This window comes from Microbacterium sp. K36 (assembly GCF_004794355.1).
Taxonomy (GTDB): Bacteria; Actinomycetota; Actinomycetes; order Actinomycetales; family Microbacteriaceae; genus Microbacterium; species Microbacterium paraoxydans_D.
On sequence record NZ_SSDN01000069.1, the window covers coordinates 23,582 to 46,501 of the forward strand.

Consider the following 22,920-nt stretch of genomic DNA (forward strand, 5'->3'; position numbering starts at 1 on the left):
CCCGGTGTCGCCGAGACCCCGGGCATTCGCCGAGACCCCCGGCTGCAGACGTCTGCAGCCGGGGGTCTCGACGTGAACCCGGGGTCTCGGTCAGCCGCGGGGGCGCGCGACCACCGGGACAGGGGTCACCGCGATGCGGACGCGTTCGCCGAACGACGGGTGCACGGTGGGATCGTGCTGCACGCGGACGAGCTCGCCCGACTCGGTGCGCACGAGGGTCCGCCGCATGCTGCCGAGGAACGTGCTCTCCTCCACGAGGGCATCGGTTGCGGCATCCTCCGCGGAGGTGAAGCGGACGTTCTCCGGACGGAGGTACACGTCGACGGGGCCGTCGGCGGGGGTCTGCAACGGGAGACGCTGCCCCCACACGACGACGTGCTCGCCGTCCGCGACGCCGGACACGACGCTGGAGAGACCCACGAACGCGGCGACCTCGGCGGTCGCGGGAGTCGTGTAGAGCTCTTCCGGGGAGCCGATCTGCTCGATGCGACCGGCGTTCATGACCGCGATCCGGTCCGACACCGCGAGCGCCTCCTCCTGATCGTGCGTGACGAAGACGGTCGTGATGCCGAGCCGCAGCTGGATGCGCCGGATCTCGTCGCGGAGCTGCACGCGCACCTTGGCGTCGAGCGCCGACAGGGGCTCGTCGAGCAGCAGCACCCGGGGTTCCGTGACGAGGGCGCGAGCCAGGGCGACCCGCTGCTGCTGTCCGCCGGAGAGCTGATGCGGGAACCGGTCGGCGAGGTCGGCGAGGCCCACGAGCGCGAGCGCGTCGAGGGCACGTCGCGCCGCCTCGGTCGTGCCGACACCCCGACGACGGAGCCCGAAGGCCGTGTTGTCGACGACGCGGAGGTGCGGGAAGAGCGAGTACGACTGGAACACCATCCCGATGTCGCGCCGGTTCGTCGGCACGCGCGAGACGTCCCCGCCGCCGAGGAGGACGGTTCCCTCGTCGGCGCCCTCCAGCCCCGCGAGCACGCGGAGCAGCGTCGTCTTGCCGCAGCCGGAGGGGCCGAGCAGCGAGACGAACTCCCCGGGAGCGATGTCGAGGTCGACGCCGTGCAGCACCCTCGTGCCGCCGTAGCTCTTGACGATGCCGTGGAGCTCGACCCGCGTGCCGTCGCCGGCCTGGGCGAGCAGCAGGTTGTCCTTGGTGCGCGGGAGCGCGTGATCGAGGGTCATGAGCGGGCCTTTCGCGGACCGCGGGCGACGCGGCCGATGAGCAGGAGCAGGAGGAAGACGAACGACAGGGCGAGCAGCGTGAAGATCGCGGGCGCATACGGGTCCTGCTTCTGCACCACGACCATCGCCGTCTGGAAGACCTGCCGGTTGAGGAGGGACGCGATCGTGAACTCCCCGAGCACCACCGCGATGGAGATCAGCGAGGCGGCGAGTAGCCCCTGGCGGAGGTTCGGCGCGAGCACGCGGAGCACGACCGTCGGCCAGCCCGCCCCGAGCGAGCGCGCCGCTTCGGACAGCGTGCGCAGATCGGCGGCATTGATCGAGGCCTGGATCGAGCGGAAGGCGAAGGGGAGGACGGTGACGCCGTAGGCGAAGGCGAGGGTCCAGGTGCCGGTGCCTACGGTCCGACCGATCTGCAGGTAGATCGGCGCGAGCCCCACGACGAGCACGATCGCGGGGATCGAGATCGGCAGGAGCGCGACGAACTCGAAGGCCGCCCTGAGCCGTGGGAAGCGCAGGTTCACGAGGATCATCGTGGGGGCCAGGAGGAACAGCACGATCGCCACGGTCACGACCGCGAGGACCAGCGAGTTCCCGAGACCCGTCCAGAGGGGCTTCAGGGCCGCCGACGCCGCGGGGTCGAAGAGGGCGGTCCAGTGCGCGAAGGAGAGCCCGTCCGTGCCGCGCAGCGTGAAGAGGAACGTCGACACGAGGGGCACCGCGAAGAACGCCCCGACGACGATGCCGATCACCGCACGGGTCGCGCGGGACGGGGCGAGGCCGTTCATGCCTGCCACCGCGCGGCACGTCGTTGGATGAGGGAGTACAGCGCCATCACGACCCCGACCACGACGATCATGCCGAGGGCGAGAGCGCCGGCGAGGTTCTCCCGGCCGAGCAGGGTCTCGCTCGTGAGCGCGGTGCGGATCTGCAACGGGACGATCTGCGAGCCCTGACTCGCGAGCGCCGCGGCCGTGGCGTACGAGGAGAACGCGTTCGCGAAGAGCAGCAGCAGGCTGGCGAGGAACGACGGAGCCAGCACCGGGAGGCCGATCCGCAGCCAGAAGCTCGCCCTGCTGCCCCCGAGGGTGAGGTTCGCCTCGACCCACTGCGGCTTCAGGGCGGCGAGGGCGGGGAGGAAGGTGATGACCATGAGCGGCACCTGGAAGTAGATGTACGGGAGGATGAGGCCGGGCAGCTCGTACAGCCACGTGCCCTCGGCGAAGATGTCGACGCCGAAGATGTCGCGGAGGAAGACCGTGACCACGCCCTGGATGCCGATCGTGGCGATGAAGGCGAAGGCGAGCATGACGCCGCCGAACTGCGCGAGGACCCCGGCGGCCGCGTCCACGGAACGCCGCACGACGCCGTCCGGGTTCATGCCGAGCAGAGCGTAGGAGACGACGGCGCCGACGAGGGCGCCGACCGCCGCGGTGAGCAGCGACAGCCCCGCCGAGTTCGCGAAGGTCGTCAGCACCACCGGGTCGCCGAGGGCGGCGACGTTCGTCCAGGTGAAGGCGCCGTCGCCGTCGAAGAACCCGGAGCCGATAGCGAGCACGGTCGGCACGGCGAGGAAGAGCAGCACGTAGGCGGCGAACGGTACGAGCCCCAGCCACGCGACGGACGGCGCCGACCGCCGGGCCCGCGGGTGCGACGCGGGCCCGGCGGCGGTGGCGGGGGCGGACGCCGCAGCATCCACCCCCGGTGCGACGACGGAGGTCACTGGACCGCCGCTGCCCACTTCTCGCCGAGCAGGGTGCCGGCGTTCTCGGACTGCTCCTCGGTCGGCACGACGGTCTCCTCCGGGGCCTCGGGGAGAGCGGCCGCGAGCTTCTCGTCGATCGTGCCCGCCTCGGTCATCGCCTCCATGCGCACCGGACGGGCGCCGCCCTTCAGCCAGAGGTTCTGCACCTCGTCGCTGTAGAGGAACTCCTGCCACAGACGCGCGGCCGCCGGGTTCGGGGCGTCGACGTTGATGGCCTGGTTGTAGTAGCCCGCGTAGCCGGTGCCGTCGAAGACCTCGACCTTCCAGTCCGGGTTGTCGGCCGTGTGCGCCGCGTTCAGGTAGTCCCAGTCGAAGACGACGGGGGTCTCGCCGCTGGCGACGGTCGCGGTCGTGACGTCGACCTTGAGGAGGTTCCCGGCCTTCTGCAGGTCGGCGAAGAAGTCGATCCCCGGCTGGAAGTCGTCCAGCGTGCCGTCCGACTGCACGGTCGCGAGGCCGACGGCGGCGAAGGCCGCTCCAGCCTGCGTCGGGTCGCCGTTGATGGCGACGGCGCCCTTGTAGTCGGCGGAGAGGAGGTCGGACAGCTCGGCCGGCGCCTCGAAGGCGGAGGAGTCGTAGCCGATCGACATGTAGCCGCCGTAGTCGCCGACGAAGAGGCCGGTGGGCTCCTTCAGCTCGTCGGGGATGTCGTCCCAGGTCTGGACCTTGTACGGGGCGAAGGCGTCGGTGTTCTGCAGGGCGACGGTCAGGCCGAGGTCGAAGACGTCGGGAGCGGTGTCGAGGCCCTTGTTCGTCTCGGCCGCCTGGATCTCCTCGGCGCTGGAGACGTCGGGCGAGGCCTCGTTGATGGTGATCTCGGGGTACTTCTCCGCGAACAGGTCGAGGATCTCGCCGTAGTTCGCCCAGTCGCGGGGGAGGGCGATGACGTTGAGCTGACCCTCCTCCTTCGCGGCCGCCTCCAGGTCGGCGAACGAGCCGAAGTCCTCGACGGAGGTCGCGCTCGCCGCGTCCACGGCGTCGTCGCCGGCGGCCGGGGCGTCGGTCGCGGAGGCGCAGGAGGTCAGAGCGATGACGGCCGTGGTGGCCAGGGCGATGCCGGCGCCGATGCGTGCGCGGCGGATGGAGCGTGCCATGAGTGTCCTCTCGGTGTCCGGCGCTGTGCGCCGGTGTCGGGTTGCGAGAGGACACTACGAGTGGGAGGTAGCCGCGGGGAGCGGCTCCGGTGAACGGTCGGTGTCGGGCGGGTGGCGCGGCGATGCGCCGCGGACTCAGCGCTGCGGGACGGTGTACTTGAAGCCGCGGTGCGAGCCCACGTAGCCGAGGCGCTCGTAGAACCGGTGGGCGTCGGTGCGGGCGGCGTCGGAGGTGAGCTGCACCATGGCTGCACCGAGGGCGGGCGCCGCCGTGTCGCCGACCCAGCGCATGACCGCGGAGCCGATGCCCGCGGACCGGAGGTCGCTGCGGACCCGGACCGCCTCGACGAGCAGCCGCCGGGCGCCGCGGCGTGCCATGCCGGGGATCGAGGTCAGCTGGAGGGTGCCGACCACCGCGCCGTCGAGCTCGACCACGAGGAGGTCGTTCGAGGGGTCGGCCAGGATCTCGCGGAGGCCGCGCTCGTACGCCGGGCGGTCCTCGTCGGAGGCCACGTCGCCGCGGGCGGCGCTGATCGGGTCGTCGGCGAGCAGCGCGATGACGGCGTCGGCGTCGGCGTCGATCGCCCTCCGGAGCACGGCGTCCCCGCTCCTCGACGCGAACGGATGCGGAAGCGGGAGAGCGGCGAGCATGAGCCCAGTCTGCCAGCGCTGGATGCGGGACGGCGCCCGCGGGTCTGGAATCATGGCGGAGTGGATATCGGCAGCCTCCTCGGACTCGAGCAGCTCACCTGGGGGATGCTGATCCTCATCATCGTGGCGGCGTTCAGCGCCGGGTGGATCGACGCGGTCGTCGGCGGCGGAGGGCTGCTGCAGCTCCCGGCCCTGCTCCTCATCCCCGGCATCGCCCCGGTCCAGGCGCTCGCGACGAACAAGCTCGCCTCCGTGTTCGGGACCGCGACGAGCAGCATCACCTACTACCGCCGGGCCAAGCCCGACCTCCGTACGGCCCTGCCGATGGCGGTGATCGCGTTGATCGGCTCGTTCGGGGGCGCGGCGGTCGCCACGGTGCTGCCCCCGGCCGCCTTCAAGCCCATCATCGTGATCGCGCTGCTGGCGGTGGCCCTGTTCACGGCGCTCCGTCCGCAGCTCGGGGCGGCGACGCAGCTGCGCTTCCACGGACACAAGCACCACATCATGGCCGGGCTGGCCGGGCTCGGCATCGGGTTCTACGACGGGATGATCGGTCCGGGGACCGGCACGTTCCTCGTGATCACCCTCGTCGCGCTGCTGGGCTACGACTTCCTGCAGGCGAGCGCGAAGGCGAAGATCGTGAATCTCGCGACGAACGCGGGGGCGCTGCTCCTCTTCATCCCGCACGGCTCGGTGCTGTGGCTGCTCGGGGGCATCCTCGCGGTCGCGAACGTCGGCGGCAGCTACCTGGGTTCGCGGATGGCCATCTCCCGCGGCACGACGTTCATCCGCGTGGTGTTCCTCGTCGTGGTGGTGGCTCTCATCGCGAAGCTCGGCGTCGACGTGTGGAACGAGAACCTCGCCCCCCACTTCGCCTAGTTCCCCTTCTTCGCCGAGACCCCGGGTACGCGACGAGACCCCGGGCTGCCGGCGGCAGGGTCCCGGGGTCTCGGCGGCAAGACGGGGTCTCGGCGGGTCAGGCCTCGTCCTCGGGGGTGAAGTCCACACCGGCCTCGGCGCGCTGCTCGGGGGTGATCGGCGCGGGAGCGGAGGTGAGGGGATCGAAGCCGTTGCCGGACTTCGGGAAGGCGATGACGTCGCGGATCGACTCGGTCTTCGTCAGGTGCTGGAGCACGCGGTCCATGCCGAGCGCGATGCCGCCGTGCGGGGGAGCGCCGAACTTGAACGCGTCGAGGAGGAAGCCGAACTGCTCCTGCGCCACCTCGTCGCTGATGCCCATGACCTCGAAGACCCGCTTCTGGATGTCCTCGCGGTGGATGCGGATGGACCCGCCGCCGAGCTCCGAGCCGTTGCACACGATGTCGTACGCGTAGGCGAGGGCCGATCCGGGGTCGGTGTCGAACGTGTCCTCGAACTCGGGCTTCGGGCCCGTGAACGCGTGGTGCACGGCCGTCCAGGCACCAGCACCCACCGCGACGTCACCAGAGGCCACCGCGTCGGCGGCGGGCTCGAACATGGGGGCGTCGACGACCCAGGTGAAGGCGAACTCGTCCGGGTTCAGGTAGCCGAGGCGACGGCCGATCTCGACCCGCGCGGCGCCGAGCAGCGCCCGGCTCTCCTTGGCGGCACCGGCGGCGAAGAACACGCAGTCGCCCGGCTCGGCGCCGACGAACTCCGCCAGGCCCGCCTGCTCGGCTTCGGACAGGTTCTTCGCGGCGGGGCCGCCGAGGGTGCCGTCCTCGTTGAACAGCACGTAGGCGAGACCGCGCGCGCCGCGCTGCTTGGCCCAGTCCTGCCACGCGTCGAGCTGCTTGCGCGGCTGGCTCGCGCCGCCGGGCATGCGCACCGCGCCGACGTACTCGGCCTGGAACACGCGGAACGGGGTGTCCTTGAAGTAGTCCGTCGCCTCGACGAGCTCGAGTCCGAAGCGGAGGTCGGGCTTGTCGGAGCCGTACTTCGCCATGGCGTCGGCGTACGTCATCCGCGGCAGCGGGGTCTGCACCTCGACGCCGATCGTCTTCCACATCGCCACGATGAGCGACTCCATGAGGGCGATCACGTCCTCCTGGTCGACGAAGCTCATCTCGATGTCGAGCTGCGTGAACTCGGGCTGACGGTCGGCGCGGAAGTCCTCGTCGCGGTAGCAGCGGGCGATCTGGAAGTACTTCTCCACACCGCCGACCATGAGCAGCTGCTTGAAGAGCTGCGGGGACTGCGGCAGGGCGTACCAGCTGCCCGGGTGCAGACGGGCGGGGACGACGAAGTCGCGGGCGCCCTCCGGCGTGGAACGGGTGAGGGTCGGGGTCTCGACCTCGGTGAAGTCCTCGGTGTGCAGCACGTCGCGGATCGCCTTGTAGACGTCGGACCGCAGGCGCAGCGCGGAGGCGGCGGCCGGGCGGCGGAGGTCGAGGTAGCGGTACTTCAGGCGGGCCTCCTCGCCGACGGTCTCGGTGTCGGCCAGAGCGGTCGAGACCTGGAACGGCAGCGGCGCCGACTCGTTCAGCACCTCGACGTCGGCCGCGATGACCTCGATCTCGCCGGAGGGGAGGTTCGGGTTCGCGTTGCCCTCGGGGCGTCGCGACACCTCGCCGGTGACCTTGAGGACGAACTCGTTGCGCAGCGGGTGGGCGATCTCCTCGTCGCGGATGACGACCTGGGCGATGCCGGACGCGTCCCGCAGATCGATGAACGCGACGCCTCCGTGGTCACGACGACGATCGACCCACCCGGTGAGGGTGACGGTCTGACCGATGTTCTCGGCGCGCAGGGAGCCTGCGGAGTGGGTGCGCAGCACGGAGGATTCCTCCTGATCCGGGGAAAGATGAACCCGCCCAGTCTACGCGGGCGTCCCGGCCCTTCCCGGCCGGGTCGCCAGCGCGGAGCAGCGGCACCTCAGTAGGATCGCCACGACGAAAGGCGGACCCCCATGAACCTCTCCATCTCGGACGGCAACGGCCTTCCCGACCTGTTCGGCGCGATCTTCTCCGGCACGACCGGACTCATCGCCCTCATCTTCTACATCCTCGTCGTGGTCGGACTGTGGAAGGTCTTCACGAAGGCGGGGTACCCCGGCATCCTCGCGATCATCCCGATCGTGAACGTCGTGTTCCTCGTGAAGATCGCCGGGATATCGGGCTGGTTCGCCCTGCTCTACCTCGTGCCGATCGCGAACTTCATCCTCGGGGTCATCGTCGCGTTCAAGCTCGGCGCGCGCTTCGGCAAGGGCGGGGTGTTCTCCTTCTTCCTGCTGTTCCTGTTCCCTTACATCGGCTATCTGATCCTCGGGTTCGGCGACTCCCGCTACCGCGAGGTCTGACGTGGCGGCATCACTTCTGCACCTCGTTCGCCACGGTGAGGTGCACAACCCGTCCCGCGTGCTCTACGGACGGCTGCCCGACTACCACCTCAGCACCGCGGGGGAGGAGATGGCTCAGGCGGCGGCGGAGCACGTGGCGGGGCTCGGCGATCCGGTAACCGCCCTGTTCGCGTCACCGCTAGAGCGTGCGCAGGAGTCGGCCGCCCCGTTCGCGGAGGTGTTCGACCTCGAGCCCGAGACGGACGTCCGTCTGATCGAGCCGACGAACGTGTTCGAGGGCACCCGGATGCGGCGGTCGCTCATGAATCCGATGAACTGGTGGCACCTGCGTCAGCCGTCGCTGCCGAGCTGGGGGGAGCCGTACGCGTCGATCGCGGAGCGCATGCTCGGGGTGATGGACGAGGCCTGGACGGCCGCGGCCGAGATCCCGACCGCGGGGGACATCGTGATGGTGTCGCATCAGGCGCCGATCTGGATCACGCACCTCCGGGTCGCCGGCCTGCCGCTGCAGCACGACCCGCGGACCCGGCGTTGCGCCCTGTCGAGCGTGACCTCGTTCGCGCGCGTCGGAGACGTCTGGCGCGAGGTCTCGTACGCCGAGCCCGCCGCGACCGGCGGTGCTGTCGACGTCGGGGCCGTCTGACCCCCGTTCGAATCGCCTGAATGGCCCCATCAGCCCCGGAAATGGGACCAATCGGGCGATTCGAAGTCAGAGGGACTGGAGCACCCCCACCGCGGCGAGCTGTCCCGCGGCGGCGGCGAGGAGGACCGAGGCCATCGGGCCGGGGAGGGTCGCGCGATGGGCGAGGTCGCCCGCGGCGAAGACCCCCGGAAGCGACGTCCTCCCGAACTCGTCGATCTCGATGGACCCCGACTCCAGGAGCCGCAGCCCGAGGTCCGCGGCGAAGGGCGCCCGGTGCCGCATCGTGCCGGAGGCCACGAACACCCCCGCGACGTCGAGGTCGCCCTCGGCGCTGCGCACGCGCACCCCGTCTCCGTCTGCGGCGACAGCCTCGACCGGAGCGGAGGCCACCCGCACCCCGAGCTCCTCCAGCGCGGTACGGTCCTCCGCGGCGAACGGCTCTCCCACCGGGACCACCGTGATCTCGCCGACGATACGGCCGAGCAACCCGATCAGATGGGCCGCCCGGGGAGCCGCCCCGAGGATCGCGAGCGGCTTCCCGGCGTGCTCGTGTCCGTCGCAGAACGGGCAGCTGAAGACCCGGACGCCCCAGAGCTCGGCGAGACCCGGCACGGGCGGGAGGTCGTCCGCGACGCCGGTCGCCAGGATCACCCGTCGGGCGTCGGCCACCGACCCGTCGGCGAGGCTCACCGTGAAGCCCGTCTCCGCGTCGCCCGAGATCCGGTGCGCCGCGACGTCGCGCACCTCGACGTCCGCATAGGCCGCGAGCTCCGTGCGGGCTTGGGCGCGGAGGTCCGCCGGGGCCTTCCCGTCGGCGCCGATCATGTTGTGCATGTGCCGCACGGTGCCATTGCGGTACTCGCCGGAGTCCAGCAGGAGCACGGGCCGGTGCATCCGTCCGAGGGTCAGCGCCGCCTGGAGTCCGGCCGGACCGGCACCGATCACGATCGCGTCGTACATGGGGGTTCCCTTCTCGCGTCTTGCGTTCGGCACCAGTCTGTGACTTCATGTCAACATGAAGTCAAGCGACCCGCACCCGTGGTCCGTCGGCGAGGTCGCCGCGCGGTTCGACCTGCCGACGAACGTGCTGCGGCACTGGGAGACCGTCGGACTGCTCCGGCCGCCCCGCGACCCGGCGGGCCGGCGTCGGTACGGCGAGGACGAGGTCGTGCGCATCGCCGTCATCCAGCGCAGCAAGGCCGCCGGGATGAGCCTCGACCAGATCGCCGTGCTCCTCGACGACGGCAGCGCCGGGCGGCATCAGGTGCTGCAGCAACATCTCGACGACCTCGACCGGCGGATGGAGGAGATGCGGCGATCGCGGGAGATGACGGAGCACGCCATGGGGTGCCGGGCGCACGACATCGCGACCTGTCCGCGGTTCCGCGCCGGGGTGGACGACGTGCTCGCGCGCTTCTGACTCCCCCCGGGGGTACCCGGCCGATGCATAGGAAGCTCTGCGTAAACTCGGAGACGTGTCCCGCGCTTCCAGGATTCACCCGATCCGCAACGGCCGCCCCTCCCGTCTTCGGCCCCTCGGCCGCCTGGGCGGAGCCGCGCTCGCTGCGGTGCTCGCCGTCGGTCTGAGCGCCTGCGCTCCCGACGCCGTGAGCGAGTCGTTCCTGAACGGCGAGAACACCGGCTACGTCGCCGCCGACGGCGCGATCGTCGAGATCCCCGTCGCCGAGCGCGGGGAGCCGGTCGAGTTCGCCGGGGTCACGGAGCACGGCGAGGACTTCCACAGCGCCGACATCGCCGGGAAGGTCGCGGTCGTCAACTTCTGGTACGCCGGCTGCGCCCCGTGCCGCGTCGAGGCCCCCGACCTGGAGGCCGTCTGGCAGGAGCACCAGGACGCGGACGTGCAGTTCATCGGCATCAACACGCGCGACCAGGCCGACACGGCTGTCGCGTTCGCCGACGAGTTCGGGATCACGTACCCGAGCCTCATCGACGTCGACACGGCTCAGGCCAAGCTCGCCTTCGCCAAGGTCGTGCCGATCTCGGCCACCCCCACCACGCTCGTGCTCGACAAGCAGGGCCGCGTCGCCGCGAAGATCATCGGGCCGATCGACGGCACCTCCGTGCTCTCCACGCTCGTCAAGGACGCGCTGGCGGAGGACTCCTGATGTCCGCGAGGTCGTCGTGAACCCCGACGCGATCATCGGATCCGGAGCCCTCTGGATCGCGGTCCCGGTGGCGATGCTCGCCGGACTCGTCTCGTTCCTCTCGCCGTGCGTGCTCCCGCTCGTTCCTGGCTACCTCGGCTTCCTCGGCGGAGCCGTGACGCCGAGGGGCACCTCGACGACCGGCGACGGCACCACCCAGACGGCGACGCGCAGCCGCCTCGTCCTCGGCGTGCTGCTGTTCATCCTCGGCTTCACCGTGGTCTTCATCCTTTACACGGTGCTCGGCGGCACTGCCGGCGTGTTCCTGCTCCAGTGGGGCGACCTCATCACCCGCATCCTCGGCGTCGTCATCATCGCGATGGGCCTGGTCTTCCTCGGGCTCTTCGGGTTCGCGCAGAAGGAGCTCCGCTTCCACGTCGACTCGAAGGCCGGGATGGTCGGGGCCCCGCTCCTCGGCGTCGCGCTCGGCATCGGCTGGGCTCCCTGCATGGGCCCCACGCTGGCGGCCATCCTCGCGCTCTCCTTCAACGCCGGCGACCCCGTGCGCGCGGGCTTCCTCGGCCTCGCGTACTCCCTGGGCCTCGGCATCCCGTTCCTGCTCGTCGCCCTCGGCTTCGGCTGGGCGACCAAGGCTATCGGGTTCCTGCGCCGCCACATCCGGGTCGTGAACATCCTCGGCGGCGTGCTGCTGATCCTGCTCGGCGTGCTGATGGTCACCGGCCTGTGGACCGACATCATGTCGCGGCTGACGGCGGTGATCGGCAGTGTCATCCTCCCGCTCTGACCGCTCCGAGACGACCATGACGAAGAACAAGGGTGCCGTGACCACCGACTCCAGCGATCCGCTCCGCCCGTCCGACCACGTCGACGGCGACGACACGATCACCCAGCCGCGGCTCGGGTTCGTCGGCTGGCTCCGATGGGGGTGGCGTCAGCTCACCTCGATGCGCACGGCGCTCGTCCTGCTTCTCGTGCTGGCGATCGCGGCCATCCCCGGATCGATCTTCCCGCAGCGGATGGCCGACCCGAACGGCGTGACGCAGTGGGAGCGCGACAACCCCGATCTGTTCCCGGTTCTCGACGCGCTCAAGCTCTTCGACGTGTACCTGTCGCCCTGGTTCTCGGCGATCTACCTGCTGCTGTTCACCTCGCTGGTCGGCTGCGTCATCCCGCGCATCAAGCACCACGCCAAGGCGCTGCAGGCCCGCCCGCCGCGCACGCCCGCGCGGCTGCGACGCCTGGAGGACTACCGCGCCGTCACCCGCGACACCGTCGCCGACTCCGGCACGCGCACGGGGGACGCCGCTGCGGAGGCCGCCGCCTCGATCGATGTCGCCACGAAGCAGCTCAAGGCGCTCGGCTACCGCGTGGAGCGCTACGACCGCGGTCGCACGTACTCGGTGTCGGCCGAGCGCGGCTACTGGCGGGAGACGGGCAACCTGCTCTTCCACCTCGCCCTCGTCGGCGTGCTCGTGACGATCGGCGTCGGCGGCGGCTTCGCCTACACCGGCCAGCGCGTGCTCGTCGAGGGGGAGACCTTCGCCAACACGCTGCTCGACTACGACTCCATGAACCGCGGGCGCTTCGTGGCCGACGACTCCTTCGCGCCGTACTCGATGCGGCTGGACTCCTTCGACGTCACGTATCAGCCGTTCGGCGAGCCTGGCTCCGGCCAGGCCGGGAACTTCTCCGCGAACATGACCATCCAGGAGAACGGCGAGGAGCGCGAGGGCGCCGTCAAGGTCAACGAGCCGCTGGGCGTAGCCGACGACGACGTGTTCCTGCTCGGCAACGGGTACGCCCCGACGGTCACTGTGCGCGACCCCGAGGGCAACGTGGTGTTCCACAACAGCACGCCGTTCCTCCCGCAGGACAACAACATGACCTCGCTCGGCGTGCTCAAGGTGCCGGACGGCCTGGCCGAGCAGGTGGGCCTCGTCGGCTTCTTCTACCCGACCACCGGCGTGCTCGACACGGGCGCCTTCTTCTCCGCCTACCCCGACCTCACCAACCCGACGCTCACGCTCGACGTGTACACGGGCGACCTCGGGATCAACGACGGCGTGCCGCGCTCGGTCTACGTGCTCGACACCTCCGACATGACCAAGCTCACCGGACGCAGCACCGACGTCGAGTCGATCGAGCTGTCCCCGGGGGAGACCGCGCAGCTGCCGAATGGCCTGGGCTCGGTGACCTTCGACGACGAGTCGCCGGAGGGCGCCACCGACTCCTCGGAGTCCGTCAAGCGCTTCGCCTCGCTGCAGATCCACCGCGACGAGTCCGGGGTGTTCGTGCTCGGGTTCGCGCTGCTGGCCCTCGGCGGCCTCATGCTCGCCCTGTTCGTGCCGCGGCGGCGCGTGTGGGTGAAGGCCACCGCGGCGGACGGCGCCGTCGACCTCGAGTACGCGGCCCTGGCCCGAGGGGAAGACCCCACGCTCGCCCGCGCCGTGGACGACCTCCGTGCCGGCCACGCCCGGCTGCTCGACGCCGCGGGAGGCACGATCGCCCGCACCCCTGAAGACGCCGACGAGGATGCCGCGGACGCCGCCGCGGACCCTGCGGCCCCGGCACCCGGAAAGTAGACTGACACCATGCTCGAGCTCACCGTGATCTCGCCCGTCCTGCTGTGGACGGCGATCGCGATCTACGCGGCGGCCTTCGTGGCCTACGCCTTCGATCTCGCGCGCCGCTCGCAGGCGACGGCCGACGCCCACACCGTCCGCGAGGGCGAGCTCGTGGCCGCCGGTCGTTCCGGTGGCGTCTCGGCGTCCGCACCCGTCGATGCGCCCGGAGCCCCGAAGCCGCAGCGCTTCGTCATGGCGCGCATCGGCACCTCGCTCACGGTGCTGGGCTTCGTGTTCCACCTCGCGGCCGCTGTGACGCGTGGCATCGCGGCCGGTCGGGTGCCGTGGGCGAACCTGTACGAGTTCGGCATGGTCGGAACGCTGCTCATCATCGCCGTCTACCTGGCAGTGCTCACCCGCCTCGACCTGCGCTTCCTCGGCACCTTCATCACGGGCCTCGTGGTCGTCCTCCTGGGTCTCGGCGCGACCAACTTCTACGTCGAGGTCTCCCCGCTGATGGACCCGCTGAAGAGCGTGTGGCTCATCATCCACGTGTTCGTGGCCTCGCTCGCGACGGCGTTCTTCGCCCTCGCCTTCGCGCTCTCGGTGATCCAGCTCATGCAGGCGCGACGCGAGCGGCTGCTCGGCGAGGGCGCGGCGAAGACCGGCCCCGGCTTCCTGCGCACCTTCCCGCCGGCGGAGCGCCTGGAGAGCCTGGCGTACCTGTTCACGATCATCGGCTTCATCCTCTGGACCTTCACGCTCATCGCCGGGTCCATCTGGGCGTACTACGCGTGGAGCCGCTTCTGGGGCTTCGACGTGAAGGAGACCTGGACCTTCGTGATCTGGGTGCTCTACGCCGGGTACATCCACGCCAGGGCGACGCGTGGCTGGCGCGGCAATCCCTCGGCCTGGCTCTCGATCGTCGGCTTCACCGCGGTGATCTTCAACTTCACCATCGTCAACGTCTTCTTCAAGGGCCTGCACGCCTACTCCGGCCTGAGCTGATCCCAGTAAGACGGAGCGTCAGCCGCCGAGGGGGATGACCTCGGCGTGCTCGACGCCGCCCTCGTACCAGACGAACTCGACCTCGGTGACGACCTCCGTCGGCGCGGGGAGGAGCGGACGGACCTCGGTGGCGGCGAGCTGCTGCCAGGTCTCGGGATCCAGCGTCTTGCCGTAGAGCACCGAGAGGTGGAAGGTCCAGTCCTCGACGGAGAGCTCATCGAGGCGACGGAAGTCCGTCGGCTGGAGCACCTCCGTCAGCGAGGCGTACGCGTGCACGAGCGCGGGCGTGCGCGCGAGGCGCAGGATCACGATCTGCCACGGCGCGGGGAAGTCGTCCACGGCGTCGGCGGTGAGTTCGAGAGGACCCTGTTCCGTGGCCCAGGCGCGGATCACGGCCCGCAGCTCCTCCCGGCGCTCCGGCTCGAAGAAGCCGCGAAGCGTCACGTGCTCCGTGTGCGGATGCCGGAGCGGCGTGTCCAGACGACCGAGCGCGGCCTCCTGGATGGCCCGGTATTCCGCGGCGACGGCCCCGGTCGGCCGGAGCACGAGATACTGCTGTCCTTCGAGGCTCGCGAGCTGGTCCGGAGTGTCCATGAACGGGCGGCGCATGGCACGAGGGTACGGGGTACCGTCGTCGCGTCCGGGCACTGTTTCGGAGATCGGACCCGACACGCCGCCGGCAGGGGAGGGCCGGCGGCGTGTCGTGCGTGATCTCCGCAGCTGTGCCCGGGGGTCAGGCGGTGACGACGGCGCGGGCCGTGGTCGTGCGGCGGACCGCGACGACCACCGTCGTGGCGACGAGCGAGAGCACGCCCCAGACGACGAGGGCGGCGACGGCGGCCCCGCTCGCCTCTACGAGTCCGGCGAAGGCCGGTGCGGTCGGGAGGGCGGCCCCGATGCTCGCGAGCCAGTCAGGCACGGTCGAGATGAGTCCCGTCGCCACGGCGATGACACCGATCAGTGCGGCGATCCAGCGTCCGATGCCGCCGAACACCGCCACGAGGGCCTGGTTCACCGTGGCGAACACCACCCCGGCGAGGACGGCGGTTCCCGCGAACGCCCACCACTCCGCGACGTCGTAGTCGGCCACGATCTGCACGATCAGCGAGACGAGCAGACCCTGTGCCGCGCCGATCGCCGCGGCCGGCCAGAACGCGCGGAGGGTGAGGGAGGCGGAGGAGCGCCGCGAGGTGAGCGTGCGCGCTGTGTGGGCGCGGAGGACGAGGAAGGACGCGAGACCGCCGAACCACAGCACCACCGCGGTGAGCAGCGGGATCGCGGTGGGGCCGAAGAGCGAGCCCATCGAGGAGTCGGTCGCCACGGGGTCGGCGATCACCGATGCCAGCGACGTCGACTCCTCGTCGGTGAAGGACGGGAGGGAGTCCGCCGCGGTGCGCAGTCCGCCCGCGAGATCGCCGGTGCCGGTGGCGAGGGTCTCGAGACCGGTGGCGAGCTCCGTGCTGCCGTCGGCGAGCTGGGTCGCGCCGTCGGCGAGCTGCGTCGCGCCGGTCGACAGCGCCCGCGCTCCCGCCGCGGACTGATCCACGCCCTCGCTCGCGAGGCGGTTGAGCCCGCCGGCGAGCTCGGTCGCCCCGGCACCCGCCTCGCCGAGCTGAGTGGCCAGGGTGGAGAAGGATCCGGGAAGCGCGGCCACACCCGTGGCCACCTGCTTGTCGTTAAGGATGCCGGAGGCGGTCCCCGCCGAGGTCGCAGCCGCCACCGCCTGCTCCGCGAGCGCGGAGAGCTGCTCACACTCCGCCGAGCTCGGATCGGCGGCGCACGCGGTGGCCGCCATCGTCCCGAGACCCTGTGCCACCGCGGCGGACTCGCCCGCAGCGGATCCTGCGGCCGCGGCTGCCGACTGGACGCCGCCCGTGAGCTGCTGGACGCCCGCGACCCGGCCCTGGAGCTCGGTCGCGCCGGAGGTGAGTCCCGCCCCGATGGTCCCGGCGCCGGTCGCCGCCTGCCGGGTCTGTCCCGCGATCGTGTCGAGGCCGGACGCGAGGGTCGAGGCCCCGGTGCCCAGCTCTCCGGCACCCGCGGCGAGCTGCGTCGCACCCTCCGGGAGGGCCTCGGCGCCGGTCGCCGCGTCACGGGCGCCCTGCGCGAGCTCCAGGGCCCCGTCCGCCGCGTCGCCGATCTGGTCGCCGATGGTAGTGAAGCCGACGAGGATGTTCTCGGTCGTGGCCTGGGACAGCGTGGTGCCGAGCGTCGAGGCCGCCACGTCGGCGATCTGCCCGGTGATGAGGTCGTCGGCCACGAGGCCGTCGTCGGGCGTCGTCACCTGGATCGTCGCCTGTTCCGCGTCCCCGCCGCCGTCCGCGACCGCCTGACCCGCGGAGGTCGCCGCGGCCGAGAAGTCCTCGGGGATCGTGATGACCGCCTGGTAGGTGCCGTCGGCGAGCCCGTCGGCGGCGTCCTCCTCGTTGGAGATGACCCACGTGAGGTTCGAGTCGAGATCCTCCGAACCCTCGACGAGCCCGGACGCGAGCTGTCGCCCGAGAGGCGCGGTCTGGCCGTCGATCTCGACGGGTTCGTCGAGGTTCACGATCGCCGCGGTCATGGAGTCGAGACGTTCGGTCGGGTTGTAGAGCGCCGCCATGAGGATGCCGCCGATCGCGGCGGGCAGCAGCAGGACGCCGAGGATCGTGAGCCAGGTGATGGGCGTGCGCGAGCGGGCGCGCTCGAGGGGGAGGGTCATGCGGGCACCTCGGTCGTTTCTGCGGCGCTCGGGCGGGGCGCGCGCGTGTCGAGTACGTCGGCGGACGGCCATCCGGCGTCCGCGAGGAGGGAACGGGCCGCGTCGGGGTCGGCGGCCGTGGCGAAGACGGCGAGCTCTCGGCGCGCCCTCGCATCGCGCAGCATCGCGGCGACCTGGTCGCGCTCGCCGCCGCGGAGCCGGTCCGCGCCGTCGATCACCACGAGCTCGGAACGACCGCGGAGGGCTTCGCGGAGGTCGGCGAGCACCGGGGCGTCGTCTCCCGCGAGCACGCAGCCGACGTGGGAACGGACCCAGGCCGCACGACCGGGGAGCAGATGCCCGGCGACGCGGAGGCGTCCGTCGGCCGGGGCGATGCGGGCGCCGACGGTGAGAGCGAGGGCGCGCAGCGTCCCGGCGTCCGCGCCACTCGCGATGAGGGCTGCGCCGGGCGCGAGCCGCAGGGACAAGCCCTGCGCCGCGGGGAGTCCCGCGCCGAGCTCCAGGTCGTCCGCGGCGACGAGCGACCCGTCGCCCGGCCACGCCTCGAGGTGCCGTTCGCGTTCCACCGCCTCGCCCTCGATGTCCACGCGGGGGAGGATCCGCTCCAGCCAGGACGGGATCTCCCAGGCGCGCTCGCCGAGGATCGCCATGAGCGCCGGGATCAGCGTCATGCGCACGAGGAAGGCGTCGAAGGCGATGCCGGCGGCGAGTCCGAGGGCGATGGGCTTGAGGGACGAATCGCCCTCCGGCACGAAGGCGACGAACACCGCGAACATGATGAGGCCGGCCGCCGTGACCACCTTCGCCGACCCGGTGAACCCGCTTCGTACGGCGCGCAGAGCTGCGGCCCGCCGGGTGGCGCGGTTCACCGATCCCGCGCCCGGGCGGAGGTCGGGATCGTGCACGAAGTCCTCGCGCATCCGCGACACGAGGAACACCTGGTAGTCCATCGCCAGGCCGAAGAGCACGCCCATGAGGATGATCGGCATGAAGCTGATGATCGGGCCGACCTTCGCGACGTGCAGGAGGTCGGCGAACCAGCCCCACTCGAAGACCGCCCCGACGACGCCGAAGGCGGCGACGATCGACAGCAGGTAACCGGCTGCGGCGGTGATCGGCACCCAGAGAGAGCGGAACACGATGGTGAGGAGGATCAGCGAGAGGCCGATCACGAAGATCCCGAAGGGCAGCAGAGCCGCCCCGAGCTGATCCGAGATGTCGATGCCGACGGCGGTGAAGCCGGTGACCTTGAGGTCGATGCCGAACTCGTCCAGCCACTCGTCGTGGTGGCTGCGGAGCTCGCGCACGAGGTCGGCCGTCGCGGGGTCGTCGGGAGCCGTCTCCGGGATGATCTGGACGATGCCGGTGTCGGCGGTCTCGTTCGGCGTCGCGAGGGCGACCTCCTTCACGCCGGGAACCTCGGCCACCGCGTCTCCGAGGTCTTCCATGAGACCGAGCGGATCGGTGGAGGTGACGATGGTGCCGGTGAGGATGAGGGGGCCGTTGAAGCCGGGACCGAACTGCTCGCCGACGAGGTCGTAGTTCTGTCGCGCCTCGGAGTCCTTCGGCAGGACGCCGGCGTTGGGCAGGGCGAGGTCGAGACTGAGGGCGGGGACGGCGACGATGCCGAGGCCGAGGACGACCGCGAGGGAGACGAGGACGGGGTGCTTCGTCACGCCCTCCACCCACCGACGGCTGCCGCGGGGCTTCGTGGCGGCGTCCTTCGCGGCCGCCTTCTTCGGGGTCTTCGCGCGCTTCGGTCGTCCGGCCACGCGCCCCTTGAGGAATCCGAGCAGGGCGGGGGTCAGGGTCACCGCGATCGCCACGGCGACCGCGACGGCCACGGACGCCGCGACGCCCATGGTGGTGAGGAACGGGATGCCCGCGAAGCCGAGGCCGATCAGCGCGATGAGCACGGTGACGCCGGCGAAGACGACCGCCGATCCGGCCGTGCCGACCGCGCGGGCGGCCGACTCCTCAGGTTCAACGCCGTCCCGGACCTGGTCCTGGTGGCGCGCGACGATGAAGAGCGCGTAGTCGATCCCGACCGCGAGTCCGAGCATCAGGGCGAGCAGCGGCGTGGTGGAGGAGACGGTCGCGAAGGCCGTCGCCGTGAAGATCCCGGCCATGGAAATGCCGACGCCGAGGATCGCGGTGAGCAGGGGGAGTCCGGCGACGACGAACGACCGGAAGGTGACGATGAGCACGAGGAGCGCGATGAGCAGGCCCACCGCCTCGGTGAGCGTGACGCCGGGGATCGAGATCGCGAAGAGGTCGCCGCCGAGAGAGGCCTGCGCACCGTCGGGGAGCTCTGCCGCGAGCTCGTCGACGGTGGAGCGCAGGGCGTCCTTCGTCTCCTCGGAGACGTCGGTGGACTCGCCGTCGAACTGCAGGCGCACGATGGCCGCCGTGTTGTCGTCGTTGATCATCCCGTTGACCATCTCGTCGTAGGGCGAGGTGGCGGCGAGGACCTCGTCGAGGTCGCCGAGCTCCGACACGGCGTCCTCGATCGGCTCACGGTACGCGTCATCGGTGATCTCGTCGCCGTCGGCGGCCACGACGATGAACTGCGCGTTCGTGCCGCTCACCTGGGGGAAGGAGCGGGAGAGCTGCTCGAGGCCGGCCTGGGATTCGGTCCCGGGGATGGAGAACGTGTTGTCGGTGCCGGCACCGAGGACCACGGCTCCGGCTCCGGCGATGCCGAGGGCGAGGAGCCAGGACACGAGGACGCGCCACGGGTGGCGGAAGGACCAGCGTCCGAGGGACGAGAGGAGTGTGGACACGCGAATCTCCGTGGGGTGCCGGGTGGATACACAGGTGTATCCGATACATAGATGTATCGTAAGGTCATCCGCCATCCGGAGTCTGTGCACCGGGTGTGAACCGTCGAGAGGGAAGGCCAGGAGGTTCCGATGTCGTCACCCGCCACCCGCAGCCGGGAGAACACGAAGGCGCGTCTGCTGGAGGCCGCCGCGCAGGTGTTCGCCGAGGCCGGCCTGGACGGTGCTTCGGTCGAGGCGGTCTGCGAGCGCGCCGGCTTCACGCGCGGGGCGTTCTACTCGAACTTCGACTCGAAGGACGAGCTGTTCCTGACCCTCGCGGCCGGTGTCGCCGACGCGAGGGTGGCAGCCGTGCGGACCCGCGTGGAGCAGATGCGGGCGAACGGGGAGCTCGCCGACGACTGCGACCCGAAGGATCTCGTCCAGCAGATCATGGAGCTCGGCAGCGACGACCGCCTGGGCGTGATGCTGATGAGCGAGATCCGCATCCGCGCCCTGCGCGATCCGCAGTTCGGCGAGGCCTACCTCGCCCAGGAGCGCGAGATGGTGGCGAGCATCGCGCGCATCGTGGAGGACATCGTGGAGGCGGCGGGGACGCTGCGCCTGCGGCTGCCGGCCACCGATGCGGCGCGCATGCTCATGATCCTCTGGGAGGGCATGACCGTCCGCGGTGCCATGGCCGGTCGTGATGACGCGGCCCTGCGGCACTCCGGCGGCGAGGAGCTCGGGCGGCTCGTGGAACTCCTCGTCGAGTCCTAGGCGCTGCGGGCTGCGAGCAGCTCGTGGTGGCAGCGGGCCAGCCGGGCCAGCCACCACTCCCGGCGTTCGTCCGCGGCGGCGAGCCGGGTGAGCGCTGCCGGGTCGGGGGACAGACGTCCCACCGGGATCGCTCCGTCCACGGGGCGGAGGTCGGCGACGTCGTCCTGGAACAGGGAGGCCGTGCCCAGACCGCAGTCGTAGTCGAGGGCCGGGAGGGCGGCGGCCAGGGCGGCCCCCTGGGAGAGCCCGATCGCGGTGTCCAGCGCGCTGGAGACGACCGCGGGCAGGCCGGCCGCGGTGACGATCTGCAGGGCGTGGGTCAGGCCGCCCAGGGGCTGCGCCTTGATGACGACGATGTCCGCCGCGCCCGCGCGCGCGACGGCGAGGGGGTCGCCGGACTTCCGGATGCTCTCGTCTGCCGCGACCGGGATGCCCATGTAGGCGATGCGCCGGCGCAGCTCGACGAGTTCCGGCACCGACGCGCACGGCTGCTCGACGTACTCCAGGTCGAACGGGGCGAGGGCGTGCACCGCGTGCTCGGCCTCGTCCACGTTCCACAGGCCGTTCGCGTCGACCCGGATGCGGCCCTCCGGCCCCAACGCCTCGCGGACGGCCTTGACCCGGGCGACGTCGTCCGCCAGTGCCTGGCCGGGCTCCGCGACCTTGACCTTCGCGGTCCGGCAGCCGGCGAAACGTGCGAGGATCTCGGGCACGCGGGGGGCGCCGACGGCGGGCACGGTGGCGTTGACGCCGACGCGGTCACGCAGCGGTGCGGGCTGGGGGGCGTACGCGTAGTCGATCGCGGCCGCCAGCCAGGTCGCGGCCTCGGCGTCGTCGTACTCGACGAACGGGGAGAACTCGGCCCAGCCCTCCGGTCCTTCGAACAGCAGGGCCTCGCGGGTGTCGACGCCGCGGAAGCGGGTCTGCATCGGCAGGGCGACGACGCGGGCGGAATCGAGGAGCTCCGTGACGGCGGGGATCATGACCCCATTGTGCGCCACGACCCCTCGACAGGATGTCGCGCGCATATGTGCCGTTGACAATGGTGTGTGACACACACTAATGTGATCGGCATGAACGAGACGCTCGACACGCATCTGCAGGAACTGCGCCGCGGCACCGTGGTGCTCGCCTGCCTGCAGCTGCTGCGTACGCCGGAGTACGGGTATGCGCTGCTCGAGCAGCTCGAGAGTCGGGGCTTCGCCACCGATGCGAACACGCTCTACCCGCTGCTCCGTCGTCTGGAGAAGCAGGAGTACCTCACGAGCGAGTGGAACACCGACGAGGCCCGGCCTCGCAAGTTCTACCGCACCTCGGAAGCCGGGACCCGGCTCGCCGACACCCTCACCGACGAGTGGCGCGCGCTGACCGCCGCGATCGCCTCCCTCACCCCCGAGGAGAACTGACATGACCCCCACGAGCACGCTCACCGAGCGCTACATCAGCGCCACGATCCGCAGCCTCGCGCCGGAGGCGCAGGGCGAGGTCCGTGCCGAACTCGAAGCCGCCATCGCCGACGCCGTCGACGCGCGGCGGGAACAGGGCGAGAGCCCGGAGGAGGCGGAGCGCGCCGTCCTCACCGACCTCGGCGACCCGGGCATCCTCGCCGCCGGATACGCCGACCGCCCGCTGCACCTCATCGGCCCCCGGTACTACCTCACCTGGTGGCGGCTGCTGAAGCTGCTCCTGTTCATCGTGCCGCCGTTCGCCGCGGTCGGGGTCGCGATCGGGCAGCTCATCAGCGGCGGCGGCCCCGGGGAGGTCATCGGCGCGGTCGTCTCGGTCACCCTGTCGGTGATCGTGCACTTGTGCTTCTGGGTCACGCTCGTCTTCGTCGTGCTGGAGCGCACCGGCGCTGACACCGGCGTGCGGTGGGACGTCGATCAGCTCCCCGAGCCCACGGAGCACGGGGCCGCCCGCGCCGACGTGATCGCCTCGCTCGTCTTCCTCCTCGTCGGCATCGGCGCGATCGTGTGGGATGCGACGCTCGGATTCTTCCCGACCGGCGGCGACCCGATCCCGATCCTGGCGCCCGCCCTCTGGCCGGTGGGTATCGGCATCCTCCTTGCGCTCATGATCGCGGAGGCCGTCCTGGCCGTCGCCGTGTACGCGCGTCGGCGGTGGACCGTCGCCGCGGCCGTCGTGAACACCGTCCTCGCCGTCGCCTTCGCCGTGTGGGCCCTCACCCTGCTCCTGCAGGGCGAGCTCCTCAACCCGGCCTTCCTGGAGTTCGTGTTCACGGACAACGGGGTGGATGCCGACACGATGCGCGTGCTCACGGTGATCACCGGCGTCTGCCTCGTGGCCTTCCCGGCCTGGGACATCGTCGACGGGTGGATGAAGACGGCGCGTGCCCGGGGAATAGGCTGA

General features: G+C 71.2%; 22 protein-coding genes. 11 read left to right on the forward strand and 11 right to left on the reverse strand.

The genetic code is table 11. The annotated features are described in order from the left end of the window. Positions 1 to 90: 90 nt before the first annotated feature. The 5 genes from DW296_RS07645 to DW296_RS07665 form a co-directional block, all read right to left on the reverse strand. A complete protein-coding gene (locus DW296_RS07645) occupies positions 91 to 1,182 on the reverse strand; it encodes an ABC transporter ATP-binding protein (RefSeq protein WP_136051741.1) in 1,092 nt (363 codons plus the stop codon). After that, positions 1,179 to 1,970 (reverse strand): ABC transporter permease, encoded by a 792-nt coding sequence (locus DW296_RS07650; RefSeq protein WP_136051742.1) that lies wholly within the window; start codon positions 1,968 to 1,970, stop codon positions 1,179 to 1,181. The genes DW296_RS07645 and DW296_RS07650 overlap by 4 nt, the downstream gene beginning before the upstream one ends. Further along, positions 1,967 to 2,905 (reverse strand): ABC transporter permease, encoded by a 939-nt coding sequence (locus DW296_RS07655; RefSeq protein ID WP_446724133.1) that lies wholly within the window; start codon positions 2,903 to 2,905, stop codon positions 1,967 to 1,969. Before DW296_RS07655 ends, DW296_RS07650 begins: the two co-directional genes overlap by 4 nt. Then, complete coding sequence (locus DW296_RS07660) at positions 2,902 to 4,041, reverse strand: ABC transporter substrate-binding protein (protein WP_136051743.1); 1,140 nt, start codon at positions 4,039 to 4,041, stop codon at positions 2,902 to 2,904. Before DW296_RS07660 ends, DW296_RS07655 begins: the two co-directional genes overlap by 4 nt. A 135-nt stretch (positions 4,042 to 4,176) precedes the next feature. Beyond that, entirely contained in the window at positions 4,177 to 4,692 is a 516-nt protein-coding gene (locus DW296_RS07665) for a GNAT family N-acetyltransferase (protein WP_136051744.1), read from the reverse strand. Between the two features lie 105 nt (positions 4,693 to 4,797). Here DW296_RS07665 and DW296_RS07670 point away from each other — a divergent pair, with 105 nt between their 5' ends. Beyond that, positions 4,798 to 5,571, forward strand: coding sequence for a sulfite exporter TauE/SafE family protein (locus tag DW296_RS07670; protein ID WP_136051782.1), 774 nt, complete (start codon positions 4,798 to 4,800; stop codon positions 5,569 to 5,571). A gap of 97 nt (positions 5,572 to 5,668) precedes the next feature. Here the strand turns inward: DW296_RS07670 and aspS are convergent, their stop codons facing one another. Then, positions 5,669 to 7,447, reverse strand: a complete 1,779-nt coding sequence (aspS, locus tag DW296_RS07675) for an aspartate--tRNA ligase (protein WP_136051745.1) — start codon at positions 7,445 to 7,447, stop codon at positions 5,669 to 5,671. A 132-nt stretch (positions 7,448 to 7,579) separates the two neighbouring features. Here aspS and DW296_RS07680 point away from each other — a divergent pair, with 132 nt between their 5' ends. Both DW296_RS07680 and DW296_RS07685 read left to right on the forward strand, forming a co-directional pair. After that, entirely contained in the window at positions 7,580 to 7,969 is a 390-nt protein-coding gene (locus tag DW296_RS07680) for a DUF5684 domain-containing protein (protein ID WP_136051746.1), read from the forward strand. 1 nt (position 7,970) lies between these two features. Then, positions 7,971 to 8,612 (forward strand): histidine phosphatase family protein, encoded by a 642-nt coding sequence (locus tag DW296_RS07685; RefSeq protein WP_136051747.1) that lies wholly within the window; start codon positions 7,971 to 7,973, stop codon positions 8,610 to 8,612. A 66-nt stretch (positions 8,613 to 8,678) separates the two neighbouring features. Here DW296_RS07685 and DW296_RS07690 read toward each other — a convergent pair whose 3' ends face one another. After that, positions 8,679 to 9,572, reverse strand: coding sequence for an NAD(P)/FAD-dependent oxidoreductase (locus DW296_RS07690; RefSeq protein WP_136051748.1), 894 nt, complete (start codon positions 9,570 to 9,572; stop codon positions 8,679 to 8,681). A 55-nt stretch (positions 9,573 to 9,627) separates the two neighbouring features. Between DW296_RS07690 and DW296_RS07695 the strand changes: the two genes are divergently transcribed. The 5 genes from DW296_RS07695 to ccsB are packed head-to-tail and all read left to right on the forward strand — an operon-like array spanning position 9,628 to position 14,310. Then, entirely contained in the window at positions 9,628 to 10,032 is a 405-nt protein-coding gene (locus tag DW296_RS07695) for a MerR family transcriptional regulator (protein ID WP_060921714.1), read from the forward strand. Between the two features lie 55 nt (positions 10,033 to 10,087). Continuing rightward, complete coding sequence (locus tag DW296_RS07700; RefSeq protein WP_136051749.1) at positions 10,088 to 10,738, forward strand: TlpA family protein disulfide reductase; 651 nt, start codon at positions 10,088 to 10,090, stop codon at positions 10,736 to 10,738. A 16-nt stretch (positions 10,739 to 10,754) separates the two neighbouring features. Next, the gene (locus tag DW296_RS07705; RefSeq protein ID WP_136051750.1) at positions 10,755 to 11,522 is read left to right on the forward strand and encodes a cytochrome c biogenesis CcdA family protein; all 768 of its coding nucleotides are present in this window, start codon (positions 10,755 to 10,757) and stop codon (positions 11,520 to 11,522) included. Positions 11,523 to 11,538: 16 nt separating this feature from the next. After that, complete coding sequence (resB, locus tag DW296_RS07710) at positions 11,539 to 13,320, forward strand: cytochrome c biogenesis protein ResB (RefSeq protein ID WP_136051751.1); 1,782 nt, start codon at positions 11,539 to 11,541, stop codon at positions 13,318 to 13,320. 9 nt (positions 13,321 to 13,329) lie between these two features. Next, positions 13,330 to 14,310, forward strand: coding sequence for a c-type cytochrome biogenesis protein CcsB (ccsB, locus tag DW296_RS07715; RefSeq protein WP_025104442.1), 981 nt, complete (start codon positions 13,330 to 13,332; stop codon positions 14,308 to 14,310). Between the two features lie 18 nt (positions 14,311 to 14,328). Here the strand turns inward: ccsB and DW296_RS07720 are convergent, their stop codons facing one another. The 3 genes from DW296_RS07720 to DW296_RS07730 all read right to left on the reverse strand — a co-directional run bounded on the left by DW296_RS07720 (position 14,329) and on the right by DW296_RS07730 (position 19,794). After that, the gene (locus DW296_RS07720) at positions 14,329 to 14,919 is read right to left on the reverse strand and encodes a 2'-5' RNA ligase family protein (protein ID WP_240743033.1); all 591 of its coding nucleotides are present in this window, start codon (positions 14,917 to 14,919) and stop codon (positions 14,329 to 14,331) included. Positions 14,920 to 15,043: 124 nt separating this feature from the next. Continuing rightward, positions 15,044 to 17,011: a YhgE/Pip domain-containing protein gene (locus DW296_RS07725; protein ID WP_136051752.1), complete on the reverse strand. Its 1,968-nt coding sequence runs from the start codon at positions 17,009 to 17,011 to the stop codon at positions 15,044 to 15,046. Beyond that, positions 17,008 to 19,794 carry an MMPL family transporter gene (locus DW296_RS07730; RefSeq protein WP_136051753.1) on the reverse strand — a complete coding sequence of 929 codons (2,787 nt, stop codon included), beginning with the start codon at positions 19,792 to 19,794 and terminating at the stop codon, positions 17,008 to 17,010. The genes DW296_RS07725 and DW296_RS07730 overlap by 4 nt, the downstream gene beginning before the upstream one ends. A gap of 129 nt (positions 19,795 to 19,923) precedes the next feature. On the opposite strand from DW296_RS07730, the gene DW296_RS07735 reads away from it, so the two are divergent. Continuing rightward, positions 19,924 to 20,550, forward strand: coding sequence for a TetR/AcrR family transcriptional regulator (locus tag DW296_RS07735; RefSeq protein WP_136051754.1), 627 nt, complete (start codon positions 19,924 to 19,926; stop codon positions 20,548 to 20,550). On the opposite strand, the gene DW296_RS07740 is transcribed toward DW296_RS07735, so the two are convergent. Then, positions 20,547 to 21,533 (reverse strand): o-succinylbenzoate synthase, encoded by a 987-nt coding sequence (locus DW296_RS07740; protein ID WP_136051755.1) that lies wholly within the window; start codon positions 21,531 to 21,533, stop codon positions 20,547 to 20,549. The genes DW296_RS07735 and DW296_RS07740 overlap by 4 nt on opposite strands. A gap of 90 nt (positions 21,534 to 21,623) precedes the next feature. On the opposite strand from DW296_RS07740, the gene DW296_RS07745 reads away from it, so the two are divergent. Further along, on the forward strand, positions 21,624 to 21,956 hold the full coding sequence (locus DW296_RS07745) for a PadR family transcriptional regulator (RefSeq protein ID WP_136051756.1): 333 nt from the start codon (positions 21,624 to 21,626) through the stop codon (positions 21,954 to 21,956). Position 21,957: 1 nt separating this feature from the next. Next, a complete protein-coding gene (locus tag DW296_RS07750) occupies positions 21,958 to 22,920 on the forward strand; it encodes a permease prefix domain 1-containing protein (RefSeq protein ID WP_136051757.1) in 963 nt (320 codons plus the stop codon).